17 protein-coding genes are annotated in these 16,904 nt (G+C 69.0%); all 17 read right to left on the bottom strand.

Features of this window, described 5'->3' with window-relative positions; translation table 11 throughout:
- A complete protein-coding gene (locus tag J7D54_RS07280; RefSeq protein ID WP_182764703.1) occupies nucleotides 1–549 on the bottom strand; it encodes an adenine phosphoribosyltransferase in 549 nt (182 codons plus the stop codon).
- Nucleotides 546–1,694, bottom strand: coding sequence for a protein translocase subunit SecF (gene secF / locus J7D54_RS07275; protein ID WP_182764704.1), 1,149 nt, complete (start codon nucleotides 1,692–1,694; stop codon nucleotides 546–548). The genes J7D54_RS07280 and secF overlap by 4 nt, the downstream gene beginning before the upstream one ends.
- Nucleotides 1,694–3,292 (bottom strand): protein translocase subunit SecD, encoded by a 1,599-nt coding sequence (gene secD, locus J7D54_RS07270; RefSeq protein WP_245243895.1) that lies wholly within the window; start codon nucleotides 3,290–3,292, stop codon nucleotides 1,694–1,696. Before secD ends, secF begins: the two co-directional genes overlap by 1 nt.
- 2 nt (nucleotides 3,293–3,294) lie before the next feature.
- Nucleotides 3,295–3,720, bottom strand: a complete 426-nt coding sequence (gene yajC, locus J7D54_RS07265; protein ID WP_076058996.1) for a preprotein translocase subunit YajC — start codon at nucleotides 3,718–3,720, stop codon at nucleotides 3,295–3,297.
- Between the two features lie 88 nt (nucleotides 3,721–3,808).
- Complete coding sequence (ruvB, locus tag J7D54_RS07260) at nucleotides 3,809–4,828, bottom strand: Holliday junction branch migration DNA helicase RuvB (RefSeq protein WP_182764705.1); 1,020 nt, start codon at nucleotides 4,826–4,828, stop codon at nucleotides 3,809–3,811.
- Entirely contained in the window at nucleotides 4,828–5,448 is a 621-nt protein-coding gene (gene ruvA / locus J7D54_RS07255) for a Holliday junction branch migration protein RuvA (RefSeq protein ID WP_182764706.1), read from the bottom strand. Before ruvA ends, ruvB begins: the two co-directional genes overlap by 1 nt.
- Entirely contained in the window at nucleotides 5,445–5,957 is a 513-nt protein-coding gene (gene ruvC / locus J7D54_RS07250; protein WP_209455264.1) for a crossover junction endodeoxyribonuclease RuvC, read from the bottom strand. Before ruvC ends, ruvA begins: the two co-directional genes overlap by 4 nt.
- A gap of 19 nt (nucleotides 5,958–5,976) precedes the next feature.
- A complete protein-coding gene (locus tag J7D54_RS07245; protein ID WP_182764708.1) occupies nucleotides 5,977–6,750 on the bottom strand; it encodes a YebC/PmpR family DNA-binding transcriptional regulator in 774 nt (257 codons plus the stop codon).
- Between the two features lie 60 nt (nucleotides 6,751–6,810).
- Complete coding sequence (locus J7D54_RS07240) at nucleotides 6,811–7,764, bottom strand: GNAT family N-acetyltransferase (protein WP_182764709.1); 954 nt, start codon at nucleotides 7,762–7,764, stop codon at nucleotides 6,811–6,813.
- Nucleotides 7,765–7,774: 10 nt separating this feature from the next.
- Complete coding sequence (locus J7D54_RS07235) at nucleotides 7,775–8,563, bottom strand: hypothetical protein (protein ID WP_182764710.1); 789 nt, start codon at nucleotides 8,561–8,563, stop codon at nucleotides 7,775–7,777.
- The gene (locus tag J7D54_RS07230; protein WP_209455088.1) at nucleotides 8,560–10,080 is read right to left on the bottom strand and encodes a lactate racemase domain-containing protein; all 1,521 of its coding nucleotides are present in this window, start codon (nucleotides 10,078–10,080) and stop codon (nucleotides 8,560–8,562) included. Before J7D54_RS07230 ends, J7D54_RS07235 begins: the two co-directional genes overlap by 4 nt.
- A 13-nt stretch (nucleotides 10,081–10,093) precedes the next feature.
- Nucleotides 10,094–12,442, bottom strand: a complete 2,349-nt coding sequence (locus J7D54_RS07225; protein WP_182764712.1) for an SDR family oxidoreductase — start codon at nucleotides 12,440–12,442, stop codon at nucleotides 10,094–10,096.
- Nucleotides 12,435–13,172 carry a bifunctional 1-(5-phosphoribosyl)-5-((5-phosphoribosylamino)methylideneamino)imidazole-4-carboxamide isomerase/phosphoribosylanthranilate isomerase PriA gene (priA, locus tag J7D54_RS07220; RefSeq protein ID WP_245243893.1) on the bottom strand — a complete coding sequence of 246 codons (738 nt, stop codon included), beginning with the start codon at nucleotides 13,170–13,172 and terminating at the stop codon, nucleotides 12,435–12,437. The genes J7D54_RS07225 and priA overlap by 8 nt, the downstream gene beginning before the upstream one ends.
- Before the next feature lie 127 nt (nucleotides 13,173–13,299).
- Nucleotides 13,300–13,914 (bottom strand): imidazole glycerol phosphate synthase subunit HisH, encoded by a 615-nt coding sequence (hisH, locus tag J7D54_RS07215; protein WP_182764868.1) that lies wholly within the window; start codon nucleotides 13,912–13,914, stop codon nucleotides 13,300–13,302.
- Nucleotides 13,914–14,522 (bottom strand): imidazoleglycerol-phosphate dehydratase HisB, encoded by a 609-nt coding sequence (gene hisB / locus J7D54_RS07210; protein WP_182764714.1) that lies wholly within the window; start codon nucleotides 14,520–14,522, stop codon nucleotides 13,914–13,916. The genes hisH and hisB overlap by 1 nt, the downstream gene beginning before the upstream one ends.
- Nucleotides 14,519–15,601: a histidinol-phosphate transaminase gene (locus tag J7D54_RS07205; protein WP_182764715.1), complete on the bottom strand. Its 1,083-nt coding sequence runs from the start codon at nucleotides 15,599–15,601 to the stop codon at nucleotides 14,519–14,521. The genes hisB and J7D54_RS07205 overlap by 4 nt, the downstream gene beginning before the upstream one ends.
- On the bottom strand, nucleotides 15,598–16,899 hold the full coding sequence (gene hisD, locus J7D54_RS07200; protein WP_370585875.1) for a histidinol dehydrogenase: 1,302 nt from the start codon (nucleotides 16,897–16,899) through the stop codon (nucleotides 15,598–15,600). Before hisD ends, J7D54_RS07205 begins: the two co-directional genes overlap by 4 nt.
- Between the last annotated feature and the right edge of the window lie 5 nt (nucleotides 16,900–16,904).

Raw genomic sequence — 16,904 nt, 5'->3', positions numbered from 1 at the left:
TCAGACTGTCACCACGGCGGTGCAGTTGTCGATGCTACGCTCCACGAGCCGCTCACGACCGCCGAGGAAGCTGAGTTCCATCACGACGGAGACGTGGACCAGGTCCGCGCCCATCTGCTTGAGGAGCTCAGCCGTGGCCCCGACCGTGCCGCCGGTGGCGAGCACGTCGTCGACCACGAGGACACGGGCGCCGGGACGGATGGCGTCGCGGTGCATCGTGAGGGTCTCGAAGCCGTACTCCAGCTCATAGGAGTGGCTGATGATCTCGCCGGGCAGCTTGCCGGGCTTGCGCACCGGCACGAAGCCGGCTCCGAGCGCGAGGGCGACGGGGGCCGCGAAGATGAATCCCCGGGCCTCCATCCCCACCACGATGTCGATGTGCTTCGGGGCGGTGGTCACCAACTCGGTGATCGCGGCCTGGAATCCCTTCGCCGATGCCAGCAGCGGCGTGATGTCCTTGAACACCACGCCCGGCTTCGGGAAGTCGGGGACGTCGGCGATCAGTTCGCCGACGAGGGCCCGCCGAGCGGCCGACTCGTCCTGGGTCACTTCCCCTTCTTCCGGTCGGCCCTGGTACCGCCCGTGCGACGCACGCGGCGCTCCCCGGGGGTGACGGGCGAGATGGGCGCGTGGTCGTCCGCGGCAACGGCCCCGGAGTGCACGAGGTTCTCCTCGGCGACATGGTGACGGTGCGCGGACTTGGCCTCCGCACGCTGCTTGCGACGCTCGATCCGCTCGCGATGCTCGACCATGGCCGGCTCGCGCTCCCGCAGCATCGCCAGGATGGGCGAGGCGATGAACAGCGAGGAGTACGCACCGGCCACCATGCCGACCAGCAGGGCAAGGCCGAGGTCTGCCAGCGGACCACTGTCCAGGAGCGTGCCCGCGGAGAACAGCGCCAGCACCGGCAGGATGCCGATGATGGTGGTGTTGAGCGAGCGGACGATGACCTGGTTCGTCGCGAGGTTGGCCCGCTCCGAGTAGGTCCAGTTGGTCTCTTCGATGTTCCTGGTGTTCTCGCGGATCTTGTCGAACACCACCACCGTGTCGTAGAGCGAATAGCCCAGGATGGTCAGCACACCGATGACTGTCGACGGGGTCACCGTGAAGCCGACGGCGGCGTACACGCCGACGGTCAGCAGCAGGTCGTGGAACACGGCCACGATGGCCGCGATCGACATCTTCCAGTCACGGAAGTACACCGCGATCAACAGCATGACGAGCACGGTGAAGACCACGAGCGCGATGACGCCCTGCCGGGAGATCTCCTTGCCCCACGAGGCGCCGATGGCGTTGTAGGTGACGTCATCGGAGGTCACGCCCGCCAAGTCGGCGATCTCGGCGCGGGTGGTGGTCGTCTCCTCCGGCGACAGCGTGCGCGTCTGGATCCGGATCTGCTTGTCGCCGAGCGAGAACACCTGGGGCTCGAGCTCTTCGACGCTGAACTCGTTCACCTGGCTGCGCACGTCGTCGACCGTGGTCGAGGTGACCTGCATCGGCACCTGGAAATCGGTGCCGCCGCGGAACTCGATGCCGAGCGTCAGGCCCCTGATCAGCAGCACCAGGATGGTGAGCACCAGCAGGACGCCGGAGATCATGAACCACAGCTTGCGGTGCCTGATGAAGTCGTAGGAGATCTGGCCCGTGTAGAGACGGTGGGCGAATCCCAGCTTCTTGTCAGTCGTCTCGGACATCACGCCTCCTGCAGGGTGGTCGAGGGAGCAGCGGTGCTGCGGCGGAACCGGCGGCCGAGCAGTGAGTCACGGGACACGCCCATGTGCGCGGCGTCGAGACCCGACCACTTGTGGCCCTGCCCGAAGAACGCGGTGCGGCCGAGGAGTTCCACCAGCGGCTTCGTGAAGAAGAACACGACCACGAGGTCGAGGACAGTCGTCAGGCCCAGCATGAACGCGAAGCCCTTCACGCTACCCACAGCCAGGATGAACAGCACCACGGCCGAGAGCAGCTGCACGGCGTCGGAGATCACGATGGTGCCGCGCGCCTTCGCCCACCCGGACAGCAGCGACGACTTCAGCGACTTGCCGTCGCGGATCTCGTCGCGGATGCGTTCGAAGTAGATGACGAACGAGTCAGCCGTCATGGCGATACCGACGATCGCACCGGCGATACCGGGCAGGTTCACCGCCACGCCCATCGTCGAGCCCAGCAGGACGACCATGGCATAGGTGGCGGCGGCGGCCGCGATGAGGGAGGCCACGACGACGATGCCCATCGCGCGGTAGTAGATGAACGAGTACAGCGCGACGATGATGAGGCCGATCAGGCCGGCGATGATGCCGACCCGCAACTGCTCACCACCGAGGGTGGCCGACACGGTCTCGACCTGCGACGGCTCGAAGCTGAGCGGCAGGGCACCGAACTTGAGCACGTTGGCCAGTGCCGCGGACGACTCAGCGGTGAAGCCGCCACGGATGATGGCCTCGCCGTTGACGATGCGGTCCTGCGCGGTAGCCGCGGACTCCACGACACCGTCGAGGACGATGGCGAACATGTTGTTGGGTTCGGGCTGGCCCACCAGGGCACCGGTGAGTTCCGACATCTGGCGCGTGCCGGTGTCGTTGAAGGCGAGCGTCACGGCGTACTGCAGTTCGCCCTGCGGGATCCCGAAGGATGCCGTGGACAGCTCCTGGCCGCGGATGACCGTGGGGCCGAGCAGGTACTTCTGCGAACCGGTGGAATCACAGGCGGCCAGCGCGCGGGTGGGGTCCTCGTGGGTGTCGTCGCCGCAGGCGAAGGACTCGAAGTAGGAGAGATCCTCCGGGGTGGGCTGGTAGTTGATCGCCTCGGGCGTGCCCAGCTGCTGCGGGTCCTCGCCGTCGGCGGTCTCCGGAGTGGGCGCAACCGGCAGCCCCGGGAGGGCGGTGCCGTCCTCCGTGCCCGAGTCCGGCGACTCACCGGTGCCCACGCCGACGTTCAGGATGCGGCGGAACGCGAGCTGCGCGGTGGCGCCGACCAGGTCGACGAGGTCGTCGCGGGACACGTTCGGGGCGGACACGACGACGTGCCGCTCACCCTGAACGGCGACGCTGGCCTCGCCCACACCCAGGCCGTCGACGCGCTGGCGGATGATGTCGCGGGCCAGTTCGAGCGACTCGAGGGTCACGGTCTTGTTGGTGGCCGTTAGCGTGATGGTCTGGCCACCCTGCAGGTCGAGGCCGAGCTTCGGCCCCCACGTCTTGGTGGCGGCCATGATGGTGAACAGTCCTGCCAGGATCAGCAGGAAGACGATGAGGACGACTCCTGGTCGTGACCTCTTAGCTTGCGTTGCCACGGTTACTTGGGATCCTCGTTGCGGTTCGGGTCCGTCACGTCATGGGACGGTTCGGTGTCGGCCTGCTCGTCAGAGCCGTACATGGCCTGGAACTCCTCGTCGGTGATGACCGGCTCGGTGCTCAGGACGTCTGCCGGTGCGTCGTCGAACTCGAACTCCTCCTCATCAGGGTTGGCCGTACGGGCCACGTTCCCCTTGAGAACGGTGACTTCGGCGCCGGGGGCGAGCTCGACGATGAGCTGACGCTCGCCGACATGCACGACGGTGCCGAACATGCCGGAGGTCAGCAGCACCCGGGCGCCGGGCACCAACTGCTGCTGCATCTCCTGATGCTGCTGCATGCGCTTGCGCTGCGGGCGGATGATCATGAAGTAGAACAGGGCGATCATCGCCACGATCATGATGATCAGGTCAAATCCGGGTGGCATGGAGCTTCTCCCTACGTTGGTGGCCGTCGCTCAGAATAGCGGAGGCCGGTCAGAAGTCAGTACCAGAGGCGCCGGTACCGTGAAATGGTCAATCGAAGAGTACGGGGTTCTGCGCGGGCGGCCTCATGCCGAGGTGCGCATAACCGGCCCGGGTGGCCACCCGGCCACGGGGTGTGCGCACCAGGAGCCCCTCGCGGATGAGGAACGGCTCGGCCACCTCGGAGACGGTTTCGATCTCCTCCCCCACGCTCAGCGCGAGGGTGGAGAGCCCGACGGGACCGCCGTCGAAGAGGTTGCAGAGTGCCGCCAGCACGCCACGGTCCAGCCTGTCGAGACCCCGTTCATCCACCTCGTACAGTTCCAGCGCAGCGCGGGCGACGCCACGGTCTGCCACGGGATGTCCCTTGACCTGCGCGAAGTCGCGCACGCGCCGCAGCAGGCGGTTGGCGATGCGGGGTGTGCCCCGGGACCGACGGGCGATCTCGTCCGTGGCGTCGGGATGGATCGAGACGCCGAGCTTGCCCGCGGAGTTGACCACGATGCCCGCCAGGTCCGCCGGATCGTAGAAGTCGAGCTGCGCCGTGAAGCCGAAGCGGTCACGCAGCGGCCCGGGCAGCATGCCGGCGCGCGTGGTGGCCCCCACCAGGGTGAACGGGGGCAGTTCGATGGGGATGGCCGTGGCTCCTGGGCCCTTGCCGACGATGACGTCGACGCGGAAGTCTTCCATCGCGAGGTAGAGCATCTCCTCAGCGGGACGCGACAGGCGGTGAATCTCGTCGAGGAAGAGCACCTCGCCCTCGTCGAGGCCCGAGAGGATGGCCGCGAGGTCGCCGGCGTGCTGGATGGCCGGGCCCGATGAGATCCGCAGGGTGACGCCCATCTCCTCGGCGATGATCATCGCAAGTGTGGTCTTGCCGAGCCCGGGCGGGCCGGACAGCAGCACGTGGTCCGGCGTCGTGCCCCGGTGGCGGGCCGCGTCGAGCACCAGGCCCAACTGCTCGCGGACGCGGGGCTGGCCCTCGAACTCCGTGAGCGTCTTGGGCCGCAACGCCGCCTCGTAGTCGCGTTCCTCGACCTGGGCGTAGGGGTCTGTCTCTGCGTGGTCCACTATCGCCTCGCGAGCGAATTGAGCGCGGCGCGCAGGAGCTTGCCGATGGGCATGGCGGGGTCCACCTCGACGAGGGGGGCCACGTTGTCGCAGGCGGACTCGGCGTCGCGCGCGGACCAGCCGAGGGACTGCAACCCCTCGCTGACCTGGTGGCGCCACTGCTCGTCGCCACCTTCGGCGGCCGGCTCACTCCCCCGCCCGTCCCCGTCATCCAGCCCGAGGGCCACGACCTTGTCCTTGAGTTCGATGATGAGCTTCTGGGCGCCCTTGGTGCCGATGCCGGGCACGGAGGTCAACCGACGGATGTCCTCCGTCTGGACGGCGCGGCGCAACTCCGCCGGGCCCAGCACCGAGACGATGGCCAGGGCCAGTTTGGGCCCCACCCCCGAGGCGACCTGGGACACGATGAACGCCTCCCGCTCCCCGGGTCCGCTGAAACCGAAGAGCGTCATCGAGTCCTCGCGCACCACCAGCGATGTGTGGAGCGTGGTGACCTCCCCCGGGCGCAGGGCCGCCGCCGTCGACGGCGTGATGAAGACCAGGTAGCCGACGCCCCCCACGTCGAGCACGCATTCGGTGGCCCCGGCGCTGAGCACGGTGCCGGTGAGTTGGGCGATCATCGCTTCCCCTTGGCTGCCGCGACTGCCGCGGCGTAACGGTTCGTGCCGGTGCCACGCCACACGTGGGTCACGGCGATGGCCAGCGCGTCTGCCGCGTCGGCGGGTTTGGGAGCCTCTGACAGCTTCAGGATGCGGGTGACCATGAGCGTCACCTGCGCCTTGTCGGCAGTGCCGGACCCTGTCACCGCCGCCTTGACCTCCGACGGCGTGTGAAAGGTGACCGGCAGGCCCCGCCTGGCGGCGCTCAGCGCCGCGACTCCGGAGGCCTGGGCCGTGTCCATCACCGAGGCGAGGTTGTGCTGCGCGAAGACGCGCTCGATGGCGGCGGCCTCCGGCTGGTACTCCTCGAACCAGACGGAGAGGCCCTCCTCCAGCGCCACGAGGCGCCGGGCGACATCGAGGGCCGCGGGCGTGCGGACGACACCGACGGCGACCAGGCGGGGCGGCCGACCGACGGTGCCGTCGACGATGCCGATACCGCACCGGGTCAGGCCGGGGTCGATGCCGATGACTCGCATGCCCGTGCGGTCACTCCTCGTCTTCGAGTGCCGCGGCCACCTCAGGCGTCAGGTCGAGGTTCGAGTAGACGTTCTGCACGTCGTCGCAGTCCTCCAGAGCGTCGATGATGCGGAACACGCGGTTGGCGACGTCCACGTCGTCGACGGGCGTCTCGAAGGACGCGACGAACTGCACTTCGGCGACGTCCCAGTCGAACCCGGCGGCCTCCACGGCCTTGCGCACCTCATCGAGGTCATTGGGGTCGCAGCGTGCTTCCCAGTTGTCGCCGTCGTCGACGACCTCCTCGAGCCCGGCGTCGAGGGCTGCCTCGAGGACCTCGTCCTCCGAGACCTCCTTGCCACCCTGCAGCTTGGGGACGTCGATGACACCCATACGGGAGAAGCCCCGCTGGACCGAGCCGATGTCCGCCATGGTGCCGCCGTTGCGGGTGACCGCGACGCGGACCTCGGAGGCGGAGCGGTTGCGGTTGTCCGTGAGGCACTCGATCAGGAGGCCGACGCCCGCGGAGCCGTAGGCCTCGTACATGATCGTCTCGTAGTCGGCCGCACCCGATTCGGCGCCGGAGCCGCGCTTGACGGCGCGGTCGATGTTGTCGTTGGGGACCGAAGACTTCTTCGCCTTCTGGATGGCCAGCTCGAGTGCTGGGTTACCTGAAGGGTCGGCGCCGCCCAGCCGTGCAGCCACTTCGATGCCCTTGACGAGCTTGGCGAAGAGCTTGCCGCGCTTGGCGTCGATGACTGCCTTCTTGTGCTTCGTCGTCGCCCATTTGGAATGCCCCGACATCGGACCCCACTCTCTCTATGCTCTGGAAATCTGTGCTCAGCGAAGCTTACCGTGGCCTGCTCACTCCACCACGGTGGACAGCAGCGCGACGGCGTCGCGTGTCGCGTAGCCCAGATCTGCCGCGAAGCGCTTGATGCCTTCACCGTCGACGGTGTCGACGCCGATGCCTGCCTCTGTGCAGCCCGAATCGCGCATGGCGTTGAGGCAGTGCTCCATCAAGGCCAGCGAGATGCCGCGGCCCCGGTAGTCCGGATGGACCCCGAACCGCTCCGTCCACCCGCCGAGCGCCTCGTCGGTGTCGCCCTCCTGGTCGACACCGCTCATGGCATAACCGACGACGCGCTCACCGTCGAGGGCGACGAAGGACCAGTCGTAGCGGAAGGTGGCATCGCAGAGGCGGTGCCGCCAGTCCACCTTGGTGACCTCGGAACCGCCGAGTGGGGCGAAGCATGTGTTGTGCAGCACCCGCACGTCCTCCTCCAACGCATCCGTCAATCGCGTGAAGGTGATGCCCGGCACGTCGTGGTGGCGGACCGGGCGGCGCAGCGAGCGTTGCAGGTCGTAGTAGAAGCGCTCAGGGGTGAAACCCAGCTTGCGGGCGACCTTCTCCGTCCCGGGGCGGTCCAGTTCCGCGTAACAGCCCAGCCACAGCGGTTGCCCGGGATGGTGTTCATCGCGCCAGGCGATGGCCCGGTTCATCTGCCACCGGAACAGCGCGGTGCCGATGGACTGGTGCCTGTGGACGGGGTGCACCCCGCCCATGAGGTAGATCCGCGGCGGGTCCGCCTCGGCAACGTAGCTGATGCCGAAGGCGGACAGGGACGAGTAGGCGTCCCAACCGCCGACCGCCATCCCCTCCGCCATCTGCATGCCGGAGTCCGTGATCGACGTGGCCACGCCGGACAGCACGGAGTTGTCCAGGGCCTCGAGCTGCTGGCGGAACTCGTCGACCTCCATGGCGTCGTCCGCAGTCAGGAGCCGCCAGGTGAGGTGAGGTTCGACGTAGACTTCCATCGCGCTCACCTCATCGCCAGATTCGATTCCGGTCTTCCGGCTTGGGGGCGGTCTGGTCCCAGAGTCGGCGCCACCGGGGGGTGGGCGTGGGCGCGGCGGGCTCGCCGTGCCCCTGGCGGCGTCGCTCCACCGTCCACCAGGTGAGTTCGCCCTCGTGGACGAGTTGTTCGACGCGGAGCTGCAGCTCAGCGGTGGCCTCCGCCAGTGAGCGCCCCCGCACATAGATGGGGGCGCCGAAGCGGATGGACACCTTGGGCTTGGTGGTGAGCGGCAACTTCAGGATGTCCTTCAACTTGAAGGTGCCGGCGAGCCCGACCGGGATGATTGCGACGTTGTGCTGGTTGGCCAGTTCCGCGGCGACCGTGGTGAAGTCGCCCACGAGCCGCCCGTGCGGGGGGTCGTCCGTGAAGCTCACCACGTTGCAGCCCCGCACCAGGGCGCGGGACAGGCCGACGTTGGTGGGGCGCATCCGGGACGGCAACGCCATCCGCAGGATCTGGTAGTCCAGCACGCCCTGCTCGTTGACGGCGAACACCAGCGGCTGACGCAACCCGTTGAGCGTGTCGATGCCCACCAACTCGATGTCGAAACGCAGCGACAGCAGGCTGAGCGTCAGGTGACCCTGCGGCAGCTGCATCCGGCCGGCCAGCTCCAGGCCGGTCCGCTCCTGCTTCGGGGCACCCGCCGGGCGACGGCCCGGCACGGCCTGGAACAGCCTGATCAGGTCCGAGACGAGGGTCAGTCTCGGTTTCGGCTTCGAGCGCCGGGGCTGGGCCCAGGACGGGAGATGACGGTTCATCGCACGTCGCCCAGCGCCAGACCGGGGCCTCGCAGGAACGTGATGGCCGGCTGCCTCCCCACCGCATCTGCGGCGATCTCGAGGGCGTCGGCGTAGGCGCTGGCGGCCCGGTGGCCGAGCAGCGCGGCGCTGCGCCGGTCCGCGCCCACCCAGATCACGTCGGACAGGTCCTGGGTGGCGGCCGCTGTGCGGTACCACTGGTGGAAGGCACGCAGCGGATGGTGGGCGAACTGCTTGCGGTACAGGTTGATGTACCAGTCGTCACTGATCGCCCGGGGTTCGAACTCCGCCGCGATCTCAGCCGGATCGGTGCTGGCAGGCAACACCTTCGCGAAGAAGTCGGCGCCGGCCGACTGTCGGCGGTTGGAGAACTTGTTCGGCAGGGGGTGGAACGCGATGACCACTCCCCCGGGGCGCACGTACGGAGTGCTGAGGTGCGACCCGGCAGCCGTCACGAGGGCGTGGTGGGCGGCGTCGAGCGGCGACCCGATGGGGCCCTCCTCGATGGCGGCGCCCCACACGGGGACGACAAGGACGTCGGCCGCGCCCTGGACCTCGACGGAGTTGCCCGCCTGCCAGACCAGCGCCGCGTCGTGGCGCACCGCGGCGGGTTCGCCGGCCACGACATCGATGATGGCGTAGTCGGCCGACATACGGCTGTGCACCAGCGAGGCGCCGTTGCGGGGCATGGCGCCGATGACCTGGCGGGCCCCGGCGTAGGCGAGCTTGTCGCCGAGGTTCCATTCCCATTCACGCTTCGAGACGAAACGCATGGTGCTGCTGAGCAGGGGCTGGCCCAGGACGGCCACCAACGCGAACGCGTCGACCTTCTGCTGCACGAGCTCTTCGACGGCGGTGCGGGCCTCGTCGGTGGCGTTGGCGCCGGCCGTCCGGTTGACCGTGCCGAGGTCTGTGAGGCCCTCCGACAGGGGGCAACCGGAGGAGAACCCGGTGGCCAGCGCGATGACCACGACCAGATCCGACTCGGCGACGCGGCGGTTGAGCCGCACGGGCCCGCCGGCGGCCTCGCCGATGGTGACCAGGTCGTCACTGGTCACGTCGTGGCTGGTGACCAGCCCGTCGGGGAGGAAGCTGCTGGCCACGCGATCGCCGAGCACCGCCGTGATCTGCGTGGGTGACCAGCGCTGACGCAGCCCGTTGGCGACGACGAGTTCGACGTCGTCGACGCCGGCGCGCGCCGCGGTTTCCAGCACCCGCTCCACGAGGGTTCGTCGTGGGTCGAACTGGGGTCGCGGCAGCGGCAGTCCGCCGTCGGCGATCACGATGGTGAGCTTGGTGTCCTCACGCAGCCGCGAGGCCAGCGCCTCTGCGTTCAGGGGTGCCGTCAGCGCAGAGTCGATCAGCGCCGCCGGATCGCTCGAGGGCACCGCGTCCGCCGGGTAGACGACCCTGGTGCCGATGCCGAGCCGCTCGAGGCGGAGCTCAGCGCCGGCCGGGGCCATGATGGGCGGGGTCTTGTCGTCGACCTCGAGTACAAAACCGGGACGAGCCATCATTGATCCTTTCCGTTCACGACATCTTCCAGCGCGGCAGCGGAGACATCTCCGGCCATTCCACGATCGACCAGCCCTTGGACCGGGCCGCCCGCATGAGGCCGATGTCGGGGCTGACGGCCACGGGGTTACCCACGGTGCTGAGCATCGGCAGGTCGACATGGCTGTCGGCGTAGCCGCAACTGGCGCTCAGATCGAAAGCGTGCAGTTTGGCATAGTGGTTGAGCCAGGCGGAGCGGGACTCGCCGACCATCGGTGGGCCACTCAGGAAGCCCGTGCAGCGCCCATGCTCATCGGTGGCGAGTTCCGCCGCGACGATCCTGTCGAACAGCCCTTCGAACGGCCTGGTCAGCGGACGTACCGCACCCGTCATGAGGATGGTGGTGTGCCCTGCGTCGCGGTGCTCGCGGATGCGGCGGATGGCGTCCGGCGACATCCGGTCCAGGATCAGTGGCGCCAGTTTCTCGTCGACATAGGCCTCGAGCGCCTCCAGGTCCGCCCCGGCGTACCGACGGTAGATCGACCGCAGGAAGACACCGCGGTCTCTGCGCTCAGCGCCCAGGTAGAGCGGCAGCTGCATGGCGATGCTCGCCATCTCGCCGAGCCTGCGCACGGGGCTGAGCTCCGGCAGCCGCGCCCAGAGGTAGGTCTCCACCACGTTGGTGGCCATGACGGTGCCGTCGAGGTCGAAAGCGGCGAGCACGGTGCCCGGCTCCGCGGGCTTCAGTTCCTTGAACGTGGCGGCGCGTGCCTGACGACGCTTGCGCACGGCTTCGAGGCGGCGCACCGGATCTGTGATTGCCGGGATGTGCACCTCCTCCATGTAGTGCGTCCAGTCGAAGGAGGCGGAATCGAAGCCGAAGCGCTCCTTGTCGTCCTCATGCAGCGAGTGGTGCAGCGCCAGGGTGTTGTCGTCGACGAAGTGCAGCTCCGACTGGAGGTACTCGCCGTAGAGGCTGAGGTACTTGCCGAGGAAGTCCAGCGTCTTCGACGTCTTGTCGAGGCTGGCGGCCATGGCCCGGGTCCGCTTGCCACGCGGCGCGTAGCTCAGCAGCTTGTTGCCCACTTTGAGGCCCGTGTCCGCCACCCGCATGAGCTTCTCGATGGGTTCAGCCCCCGGGAAGTTCCAGGTGGACAGCGGCGTGGAGCCCTGCCCGGAGGTGTACGGGTGCTTGCTGAAGTAGCTGCGCACGTGCTCGTAGATCCCGCGGAACGTCAGCGGGTTACGGGCGCCCGACGCGCCGTGGTAATACTCGGGTTCACCGACGGCGGGCTGGGTGGCGCACACCGCCACCAGGCCATTGACGATGAAGTCGCAGGGGATGACGTCGATCACGGCATCCGGTGAGGCGGGGAACTCCGGCACCTGGCCACGGCCGTAGGCCAGGATGAGGGGATCTGCCATCTTGAAGCCCTCGATCCAGCCCGGGTAGGGGTACCGGAGCGAGGATTCGACGATGGCGGGACGGAAGATGGACACCTGCATGTCGTGGGTGAGGTCTGCCACGACGCGCTCCCCCATCGCCTTGGCGAAGGTGTAGACGTCGGTCCAGCCCAATGACCGGGCCCGCTCGGTGCCCGCGGATACCAGTTCCTTCTTGACCCATTCCAGGCGGCGGCGCTCGGTGTCCTGCGAGGTGGTGAGGTAGCCGGCCTGGCGGTGGAGGGCCTCCGCCTCCTTGCGCAGGACCGTCAGCTGCTCGGCGCTGCGGGACCGGGCCTCGATGTGCTCGGCCATGGCCAGCGCGGCGGCCGTCTCGGTCTCGTAGTCGATGGTGTGGACGTGCGCGGCTTCGGGGATGGCTCCCCGGCGACGACCGGCGGTGTACGCCGTCGAGACGTGCACGTAGTGCGGTACGCGGACCAGGTTGCCGTCCGCATCCGAGCAGGCTTCACGCAGCTTGCCCAGGAGCGCCTTGGTGCCCACGACGTTGGTCATGAAGGCCTGGTCGATGGGCGGGTCGAAGGACACGTCGCCGGCGCAGTGCACGAGCACGTCGATGTCGCTCGGCAGGTCCGGCACGCGGGGCAGGTCACCCTCGATCACCTGGACGCGGGCGGCCATGAGTGCGGCGACTCCACCGGCCTGCTCCACGACATCCTTGAAGATCTTCTTCTTCAGCAGGGACTCGACGCGGCTCTCCGCCGTGATCGACCCCTTCCGGCGCACCAGGACCGCCGTGGCGGTCTCCGGGCACTCGGTGAGGACCTTCCAGAGGAGCTGCTCGCCGATGAATCCGGTGACACCGGTCATGGCGATCTTCTTGCCCGCCAGGAGGTCCTTGATACGGCCCGTCAGCAGCGGGGGCACATGCCCGTGCGCGGGATCCACAGCACCGAACGTGCTGGCCGGAGGCCTAACCATCGATGGCGCCCTCTGCGACGGCGAGCGCCTCGCCGATCGTGAACCGGCCGACGTAGAGCGCGGTGCCGACGATGGCACCTTCCACGCCGCGGTCCACGTGGCGGCGCAGGGCACGCAGGTCGTCGAGCGTGGCGATACCGCCGGAGGCGATCACCTTCCTGCCGCTGCGTTCGGCGACCTCGAGGAGGAGATCCGTGTTGGGGCCGGTCAGCATGCCGTCTGCGTTCACGTCTGTGACGACGAAGCGTTCGCAGCCTGCCGCCGTCAGGCGGTCCACCACCTCGTGCCATGGGCCACCCTCGGTGGTCCAGCCGCGGGCCGCGAGGTTCTCGCCGCGCACGTCGATGCCGATGGCGATCCTGTCGCCGTAGCGGGCGAGGATCCGCTCACACCACTCGGGGTTCTCGAGGGCTGCGGTGCCGATGTTGACGCGACGGCAGCCGGTGGCCAGTGCGCGCTCCAGTGACTCGTCGTCACGGATACCGCCGGACATCTCGACCGACATGTCGAGCTTGCCGACGATGTCCTTCAGCAGGTCACCGTTGTTGCCACGGCCGAACGCCGCATCGAGGTCCACCAGATGAAGCCATTCGGCACCGCCTTCCTGCCAGCGCAGCGCGGCCTCGAGGGGATCGCCGAATTCCTTCTGGGTGCCGGCTATGCCCTGCACCAGTTGAACGGCCTGGCCGTTCTGGACGTCGACGGCGGGCAACAGTTGAAGCTTCTCCACGACGCACAACCCTACCCGGTCAGGCCCTGGCCGGGACACCACGCGCCGGGGCTTGGTCACCATGCCTTGACTCCGGTGCGCAGAGCGCGACGAGGCCATCTGCGCCGTCCTGGGCAGCGGGGCCCGCTCAGCCGGAGAAGGCGGCGAGCCAGTTCCCGATGAGTCGGGCGCCCGCGGCGCCCGACTTTTCGGGGTGGAACTGGGTGGACGACACGACGCCGCGTTCGACGGCCGCGACGAAGCTGACGTCCTCATGCTGAGCCGTGGTGACGAGGCCGTCCCCCGGTGCCGTGCGTGCGGCGTAGCTGTGCACGAAGTAGAAGCGCTCCTCCGCGAGGCCCTCGAAGAGGCGCGAACCCTGCGCGGCGCTGACCGTGTTCCAGCCCATGTGCGGCAGGCGGTGGGTCTCCAGGGCGGTGACCTCTCCGTCGTAGAGGCCGACGCCCTCGGCGCGGATGCCGTGTTCGTGGCCGGCGGAGAAGAGGATCTGGTGGCCGACGCAGATCCCCAGGAGGGGACGCTCGGCCGCGGCCCAGCGCCGGATGAGGTCGTCGCCGCCCACCGCCCCGAGCCCGCTCATGCAGGTCGCGAAGGCACCGACTCCCGGCACGACGAGACCGTCCTGCCGGAGGAGTTCGGAGTGGTCCGCGGACACGACGACCTCAGCCCCCGCGTTGCGGAACGCGCGGGCTGCTGAGTGCAGGTTGCCTGAGCCGTAGTCGAGGAGGCCCACCCGGCGAATCAGAGTGCACCCTTCGTGCTCGGGATGCCCTGCTGGCGGGGGTCGATCTCGACCGCGTCGCGCAGCGCCCGCGCGAGGGCCTTGAACTCGGCCTCCACGATGTGGTGCGGATCCCGGCCGGCGCGCAGCGTGAGGTGCAGGCAGAGGCCGGCGTTGAGCGCCAGCGACTCGAAGAAGTGGTACGTCATCGAACCGGCGTAGGGCACGCCGGAACCACCGATGCGGGCGTACACCTGGCCGTCGGGCTCCCCCTGGCACGTGACGTACGGGCGGCCGGCCACGTCCACGACGACCTCGGCGACGGCCTCGTCGAGCGGCACGACGGCGGAGGCGTAGCGGCGGATGCCGGACTTGTCGCCCAGCGCCTCCTTCAGCGCCTGCCCGATGCAGATGGCGGTGTCCTCGATGGTGTGGTGCCCGTCGATGTGCAGGTCGCCCTCCGCCTCGACGGTGAGGTCGATCAGCGAGTGCTTGGACAGCGCAGTGAGCATGTGGTCGTAGAAGCCGATGCCCGTGGAGATCTGCGAGGTGCCGCTGCCGTCCAGGTCGAGGGTGACCTTGATGGACGACTCGCTGGTGATGCGTTCGACGGTGGCGGTGCGGGTCATGGCTGCCTTTCGGGCTGGAGATCTGTCAGGGCCTCTTTGAGGGCGGCCATTTCGGCCGGGGTGCCGGCGGAGACCCGCAGGAAGCCGGCCGGGCCGGTCTCCCTGATCAGGATGCCCCTGTCCAGCAGCGACTGCCAGACCTGGTGCCGGTCCGGGAAGCGTCCGATCAGCGAGAAGTTCGCCTCCGAATCGACGACGGCGTAGCCGTGCTCGCGCGCCCAGCCCTCGAAGCCGCGGGCCTCGGCGGTCAGTTCGCGCACCCGGGCGAGGAGTTCGTCGGCGTGGGCGAGCGCCACGCGCGCCACGGCCTGGGTCTGGGCACTGAGGTGGTACGGCAGGCGCACGATCCGGCAGGCGTCCACGATGGCGGAGGCCGCAGCCAGGTAGCCCACGCGGCCACCGGCCAGGGCGAATGCCTTGCTCATGGTGCGCGACACCACCAGACGGGGGTGCTTGTCGAGCAGCTCGAGCGCGCTGGGGCGGCTGGAGAACTCCTGGTAGGCCTCATCGGCGACCACGATGGCATTCGTGGTGGCGCACACCTCGTCGATGACCTCCAACGCGACGGTGGTACCCGTCGGGTTGTTCGGCGAGGTGATGAGGACGACGGTGGGCCGGTGCTCGGCGATGGCGCCGAGGATGAGTTCGGCGTCGAGCGTGTAGTCGTCGCGACGCGGCACCGTCACGTACTCGGTGCAGGTGTTGCGCGCGTACTCCGGGTACATGGAGTACGTGGGAGTGAAGGTGAGCACCTTGCGCCCCGGCCCGCCGAACGCGGTGAGCAGGTGGCTCATGATCTCGTTGGATCCGTTGGCCGCCCAGATCCGCTCTGCCGTCAGGCCGTGGCCCAGGTAGGCGGCGAGATCAGCCCGCAGGGCGCGCGCCTCGCGGTCCGGGTAGCGGTTGAGCGTGCCGGCGGCGTTGACGATGGCCGCCGCCATCTCCTGCCGGACAGCCGGCGACGGCGGGTAGGGGTTCTCGTTGACGTTGAGCACCACCGGCACGTCCAGCTGGGGAGCACCGTAGGGCTCCTCCCCCACCAGATCCGCACGCAGCGGGAGGTCGTCGAGGGTGATCATTGGGCCCTCCGCACCGTGATGGCCGCGGCGTGGCCCGGAAGGTCTTCGGCCAGCGCGAACTTCTCCACCCCGTCTGCGATCTCCATCAGGGCCTGCTCGGTGTAGCCGATGACGTGCACGGTGCGCATGAACGAGCGCACGTTGAGACCCGACGAGTGGCAGGCGCAGCCCGCGGTGGGCAACACGTGCGTCGAACCCGCGGAGTAGTCGCCCAGCGAGACGGGGGCGAAGTCGCCGACGAAGATGGCGCCGGCGTTGCGGATCCGCGCGGCCACCGCCTCCGCGTCGGCCGTCTGGATCTCCAGGTGTTCGGCGGCGTAGGCGTCTGCCACTGCGACGGCCTGGTCGAGGTCGCGCACCAGCACGACGGCGGACTGCGGGCCAGTGAGCGCGGTGCGGATCCGCTCGTGGTGCTTCTGCACCTCCACCTGCCGGGTCACCTCCGCCCGGACGGCCACGCCCAGCGCGGCCGAGGGTGTGATGAGCACAGACGCTGCCAACGGGTCGTGTTCGGCCTGCGAGATGAGGTCTGCGGCCACGTAGGCCGGGTTCGCGGTGTCGTCGGCCACGATGGCGATCTCCGTGGGGCCGGCCTCCGAGTCGATGCCGACGAGCCCGCGGAGCAGGCGCTTGGCGGCCACCACGAAGATGTTGCCGGGGCCGGTGATCAGCGAGACGGGCTCGCACAGGCCCTCGACGCCGTGGGCGAACATGGCCACGGCCTGCGCGCCGCCGACGGCGTAGACCTCTTCCACGCCGAGGATGTGGCACAGCGCCAGGATGTTGGGGTGCGGCAGCCCGCCGAACTCCTTCTGGGGCGGCGACGCGACGGCGATCGACGGCACTCCGGCCACCTGCGCCGGCACCACGTTCATGATGACCGAGGAGGCCAGCGGAGCGAGGCCGCCCGGCACGTAGAGGCCGACGCGGCCGACGGGGATGTTGCGCAGGCCGACTCGGGCGCCGTCGGCGAGGACGGCGGGGGCCGGGTTCGAGTCGAGTTCCAGGTCCTGGGCCACCTGACGGCGCCGTTGGATGGACACGGCGAAGGCCTCGGCCAGGTCCGGGTCGAGTTCTGCGGCGGCGCGCTCCAGCTCAGCAGCCGGCACGCGGAGCGACTCCGGAGTCACGCCGTCGAACCTCTGGGAGTACTCGCGCAGCGCCTCTTCACCGCGGGCAGCCACGTCGTCGACGATGGGCCGCACCACCTCTACCGCGGCGTCCACGTCGAACGACCCGCGGGGCAACATGGCCCGGTAGGGCCCCTGAGCCCCGGTGAAATCAAGAATGCGCAGCACGGTAA

Origin of the sequence: Tessaracoccus sp. MC1865 (genome assembly GCF_017815535.1) — a bacterium.
In the GTDB taxonomy this organism is placed as follows: domain Bacteria; phylum Actinomycetota; class Actinomycetes; order Propionibacteriales; family Propionibacteriaceae; genus Arachnia.
The sequence above is the reverse complement of the archived record's forward strand: the minus strand, read 5'-3'. Positions and strand labels throughout refer to the sequence as shown.

Excerpts from the sequence above, each read along its gene's own strand:
- yajC (WP_076058996.1), bottom strand. The coding sequence starts at position 3,720 with ATGCCACCCGGATTTGACCTGATCATCATGATCGTGGCGATGATCGCC.
- J7D54_RS07235 (WP_182764710.1), bottom strand. The coding sequence starts at position 8,563 with ATGAACCGTCATCTCCCGTCCTGGGCCCAGCCCCGGCGCTCGAAGCCG.
- J7D54_RS07230 (WP_209455088.1), bottom strand. The coding sequence starts at position 10,080 with ATGATGGCTCGTCCCGGTTTTGTACTCGAGGTCGACGACAAGACCCCG.
- J7D54_RS07205 (WP_182764715.1), bottom strand. The coding sequence starts at position 15,601 with ATGATCACCCTCGACGACCTCCCGCTGCGTGCGGATCTGGTGGGGGAG.
- secF (WP_182764704.1), bottom strand. The coding sequence starts at position 1,694 with ATGTCCGAGACGACTGACAAGAAGCTGGGATTCGCCCACCGTCTCTAC.
- J7D54_RS07225 (WP_182764712.1), bottom strand. The coding sequence starts at position 12,442 with ATGGTTAGGCCTCCGGCCAGCACGTTCGGTGCTGTGGATCCCGCGCAC.
- hisB (WP_182764714.1), bottom strand. The coding sequence starts at position 14,522 with ATGACCCGCACCGCCACCGTCGAACGCATCACCAGCGAGTCGTCCATC.
- ruvA (WP_182764706.1), bottom strand. The coding sequence starts at position 5,448 with ATGATCGCCCAACTCACCGGCACCGTGCTCAGCGCCGGGGCCACCGAA.
- J7D54_RS07240 (WP_182764709.1), bottom strand. The coding sequence starts at position 7,764 with ATGGAAGTCTACGTCGAACCTCACCTCACCTGGCGGCTCCTGACTGCG.
- J7D54_RS07245 (WP_182764708.1), bottom strand. The coding sequence starts at position 6,750 with ATGTCGGGGCATTCCAAATGGGCGACGACGAAGCACAAGAAGGCAGTC.